General features: G+C 38.1%; 6 protein-coding genes. All 6 read right to left on the bottom strand.

All coding sequences use genetic code 11. The annotated features are described in order from the left end of the window. Positions 1–417, bottom strand: a 417-nt coding sequence (locus tag O9332_RS21265; protein ID WP_288027290.1) for an RpnC/YadD family protein, incomplete at its 3' end; no start/stop codon positions are given. Positions 418–510: 93 nt separating this feature from the next. Beyond that, positions 511–1,011: a hypothetical protein gene (locus O9332_RS21270; RefSeq protein WP_288027292.1), complete on the bottom strand. Its 501-nt coding sequence runs from the start codon at positions 1,009–1,011 to the stop codon at positions 511–513. Beyond that, the gene (locus O9332_RS21275) at positions 1,012–1,248 is read right to left on the bottom strand and encodes a hypothetical protein (protein ID WP_288027294.1); all 237 of its coding nucleotides are present in this window, start codon (positions 1,246–1,248) and stop codon (positions 1,012–1,014) included. After that, positions 1,223–1,483 (bottom strand): PIN domain-containing protein, encoded by a 261-nt coding sequence (locus O9332_RS21280; protein ID WP_004159736.1) that lies wholly within the window; start codon positions 1,481–1,483, stop codon positions 1,223–1,225. The genes O9332_RS21275 and O9332_RS21280 overlap by 26 nt, the downstream gene beginning before the upstream one ends. Position 1,484: 1 nt before the next feature. After that, the gene (locus tag O9332_RS21285) at positions 1,485–1,748 is read right to left on the bottom strand and encodes an AbrB/MazE/SpoVT family DNA-binding domain-containing protein (protein ID WP_002764252.1); all 264 of its coding nucleotides are present in this window, start codon (positions 1,746–1,748) and stop codon (positions 1,485–1,487) included. 304 nt (positions 1,749–2,052) lie between these two features. Continuing rightward, positions 2,053–3,411, bottom strand: coding sequence for an IS4 family transposase (locus O9332_RS21290; RefSeq protein ID WP_002764098.1), 1,359 nt, complete (start codon positions 3,409–3,411; stop codon positions 2,053–2,055). Positions 3,412–3,707: the final 296 nt, after the last annotated feature.

Below are 3,707 nucleotides of genomic sequence, written 5' to 3' on the forward strand. Positions count from 1 at the left end.
GCTGACTTCACAACCAGCGATAGTATAATTATAGGAATCTGGTCGCCAATTTACTCGTTCATCTCCTAATATAGCGAGACTGATAACTGGTTTCTGATACAAATCAAAGGCCCGATAGTTATAAATATACATCCTCTGAGGGAAATTTTCTTCGTATTGACTTTGAATTTCAATATGAATCAAAATCCAGACTTCTTCACCCCTGAGTAACCAAACTTTATAGAGTTTGTCAGCAAAACGTTTTTTTGTCTTTGCTGAAGCGGTAATCCGTTTGAGTTCTTTTTCTAGGGATTCGGGAATTTTTGTCCAATCAATTAGTTGGTGAACTTCAGGAAAAAAGAAGCATAAAAACGCTTCAAAATACTCGCTTAATGCTTCTTTCCAGGGTTCATCATAATTGGCGGTTGTTGGGTTCATGAATTACGACAACAGTTTTAATTGTTCTCCGCTTCTGGCTAAGAGTTTAAAGGTGAATGGGTGAGCAGTGCAGCACCCTAGGGTAAGATTTTCTTATTGGATTCTTGCCAAAGACTGCTTAAATTCTGCGAGAGAATTAGCGGTAGCTGCTAATTTAACAATCTCTTGTAATGTAGATAGTAACGAAACTTTATTCAGGTATTGTTCCACATCTAAAGGAACTTCACCTAATCGAGATTCCAAAACTTTTTTCACAAAATCACGAGCATTTTCTAACGCTCCAATTTCCTTACCAATTTCCTTACCGCGTTCTATTCCTCGTAACTCCATATTACTCATTAAAGGCATGGTTTTTTCCTCCTCAAATTGTTTAATTTTACTCTCTAAACTTGACTGTAATTCAGGGGATAAAGTCATCATATTGTCGATGATTTCAAACAGTTTAATTATCTGTTCCCTCTCGAACTCCTTTTCATATAATCCCCTGATTAACCTCCACTTCCACTGTTCCCGTTGTGGCAGCGTCCCAGTAGTCGCTTTTGTTTTCAGGTGTGCCATGACGATTATAGCAAAAGGATTGCTACTTGCTTCCAATTAGTCACTGATAACTGATAACTGGTAACTGATAACTGAATAGAGTTTGTCAGCGAAACGTTTTTTTGTCTTTGCTGAAGCGGTAATCCGTTTGAGTTCTTTTTCCAGGGATTCGGGAATTTTTGTCCAATCAATTAGTTGGTGAACTTCAGGAAAAAAGAAGCATAAAAACGCTTCAAAATACTCGGTTAATGCTTCTTTCCAGGGTTCATCATAATTGGCGGTTTCTGATGTCATGTTTATATGGATTCGGTAAAATTTCAGGATTTATCTGGCTGATAAGTTGCTTGAAAATAGGAAGCGCTAAGGGAATTTTTTTATAAAGATTTCGCTGGCATTCTTCTAATACTTGTTCTGAAATAAGTATTTTAAATAAGCCAATTTCAGCCATTGTCAGCACTGCTCGACTTGCACCTGTTTTAGAAGCTGCACCGGCAATTAAGATACTGGAATCAGCAAAAATCCTCTTCATCTTAATGTTTTTCTTGGTATATTTTTTGCCTTTCTTCGTCTAATCCTTGTAATAAATCATTTAGTGTAACATTGGCTTCTTCTCGAATTGTTGTAATTTGGTCAGACAGTTGAGGGACTTTGGGTTGTTGTAAAGTCAACAAAATAATACCCTCAATTTCTATTAAATTTAATAAATCTCCTTCGCAAATATTGAGTTTATCTTGGATAGCTTGAGGAACATTAATTGTTCCATTTTTTTCTAAGCGAATAGCAAAAGACTTCATGATTGATAAGTAGGTAGGCGTTAAAAATTATCAGATACCCCTCTTAATAAGGGGGGACTAAGGGGGGATCGGCACCCCCCTTATCAAGGGGGGCAGGGGGGATCGAACCTTAAATCGATTTTTAATTTAATTATAACCAGCTACTTATTTATTGACGTGATTTATTTAGAATAATAGCATTTTTTGATAGTGCGGTCTGCTCCTCAGAAAATCCAGAAAACGGGTTTCTCAAAGAAACCCGTTTTCTAAGGGGTTAGGTTTCGGGGATCGCAGGCTGTTCAGTTCTGCGAGCATTGGTGAGAAGTTAAGCTTGTGTGTAATTTGTCAAGGGGTTATTGAAAAAAAATTGGGGACTACTTCGTTGCCGGTCAGGAAAAGGTGCTACAATCAGCTTGACTGTTGATTTTCGCTTTGTTTTGACAACTCCTAAATCCTGGTTTTTCGGAGAGGCGAAATACTTAACTGGATCGGTAGCTAAACCTTTTTGATAGGCGACATTAAAATGATAAAGACCCCGATAAATCATCTCTAAAGAAATGCGGTCAAAGGGCAGAACCAACTCATCGGCAACGGCATCACCCAAATCAACTAAAACAGCATAAAATAACCAAGTTCCCCAGATTTGTAATTGAATACCATTGAGTGAACCCGTCCATAAATAACTCAAGCCAAGTAATCGCTTAACTGTATTAAAAGCTTCTTCAATTCGCCAACGTCGTCGATATAAATCAGCTACTACATAGGGAGGTAAAACCGTAGGATCGAGGACAGAAGTTAGATAGGAATGCCAAATATTTTTTGAGCGAACTTCCACTAATCTGAGAGTTAGAATCGGAGTATTATTCTTGCCACAGCCTAGCCGAATTAACTTATCCCGCAATCCGTAACTATCACTAAAAACTTTGACGATTTGGATAGATGCTCCCTTTTTTAGGCGAGTAATAAAATCAATTTTTGCCTCGATTAATCGCTGCCAGAAGAAAAAATGATAGAAACCTCGGTCAAGTAATAATAAAGTCTTTGTTTTTACCAAATTGAGAATGTCTTTTTCAAAGTTTACCTCAGAGCTATTAGGATTATTCCTAAACCAAATCTCGACGGGTAAACGGGTTACTAGGTCAATTACTACCCCAATTTTTCCCGCTAATTTTCCAATCGGGACATCTTCAAGACTTTTTAACTTACGAAACAAAGCTTCAAGTGTTGAACCATCTACTATCCAAATTTCTGCAAAAATTGAGCGGGTAAATTGAACACTTTCTGGTAAAGGACGATTGATTCGCTCATGAGATTTTTGTCTTAACTGAGGAAGTAATTCTTTTAAAACTTTCTCAAATAAGATAGCTGGAAAAGTCAAAAATCTCTCAGAAATAGCTTTTTGAGTGACCACCGTTGGCTTGATCCATAAAAACCCTTCTCTGGCTAACAGACGAGTTAAATCTTGAACTCCTGGAACATTTCGACCCAACAAAGTTAATACGGCAGCTATCATAAAAGGGAGGTTAAGAATACGATTTCTTAACCCTAATTGACGGTAAAAGGCTTGTTGAGAATGTATGGCGGGGGTTAATAAAGCTTCGAGGGAAGCGGCAACCGCTTCATTTTCTGGTTGAGGTGAATGTTGTTTCTTCCCATGATCTCGATTGGTTTTGGCGCGTTTCATCTCTGGTAATAATATTATCAATTGCTTCTATTTTAAGTGTTCGGACACGAGCGACACTATGTTATTTGTACGAGGTGAAGAGCGATCCCGAAGGGATCCGCGAAGCGGCACGCCATATCTAGACAAGCGATCACCCCTATCTAGTAAGCGATCGCCCTATAAGCGCAAGAACTCACCTCCTGTCGCCATTAGGTAAAAATAGTCAAAACCCAGACTTGGCAAACTTTTCCTGCTTACAATAAGAATTGTAACAATAAGCTTGACAAATTGCAGATAATCTTAACTTCTCACCAATG

The organism is Microcystis sp. LE19-10.1B, assembly GCF_027530565.1.
In the GTDB taxonomy this organism is placed as follows: Bacteria; Cyanobacteriota; Cyanobacteriia; order Cyanobacteriales; family Microcystaceae; genus Microcystis; species Microcystis aeruginosa.

Coding starts and splice junctions, on each gene's coding strand:
- O9332_RS21275 (WP_288027294.1), bottom strand. CDS start 1,248: ATGACATCAGAAACCGCCAATTATGATGAACCCTGGAAAGAAGCATTA.
- O9332_RS21280 (WP_004159736.1), bottom strand. CDS start 1,483: ATGAAGAGGATTTTTGCTGATTCCAGTATCTTAATTGCCGGTGCAGCT.
- O9332_RS21285 (WP_002764252.1), bottom strand. CDS start 1,748: ATGAAGTCTTTTGCTATTCGCTTAGAAAAAAATGGAACAATTAATGTT.
- O9332_RS21290 (WP_002764098.1), bottom strand. CDS start 3,411: ATGAAACGCGCCAAAACCAATCGAGATCATGGGAAGAAACAACATTCA.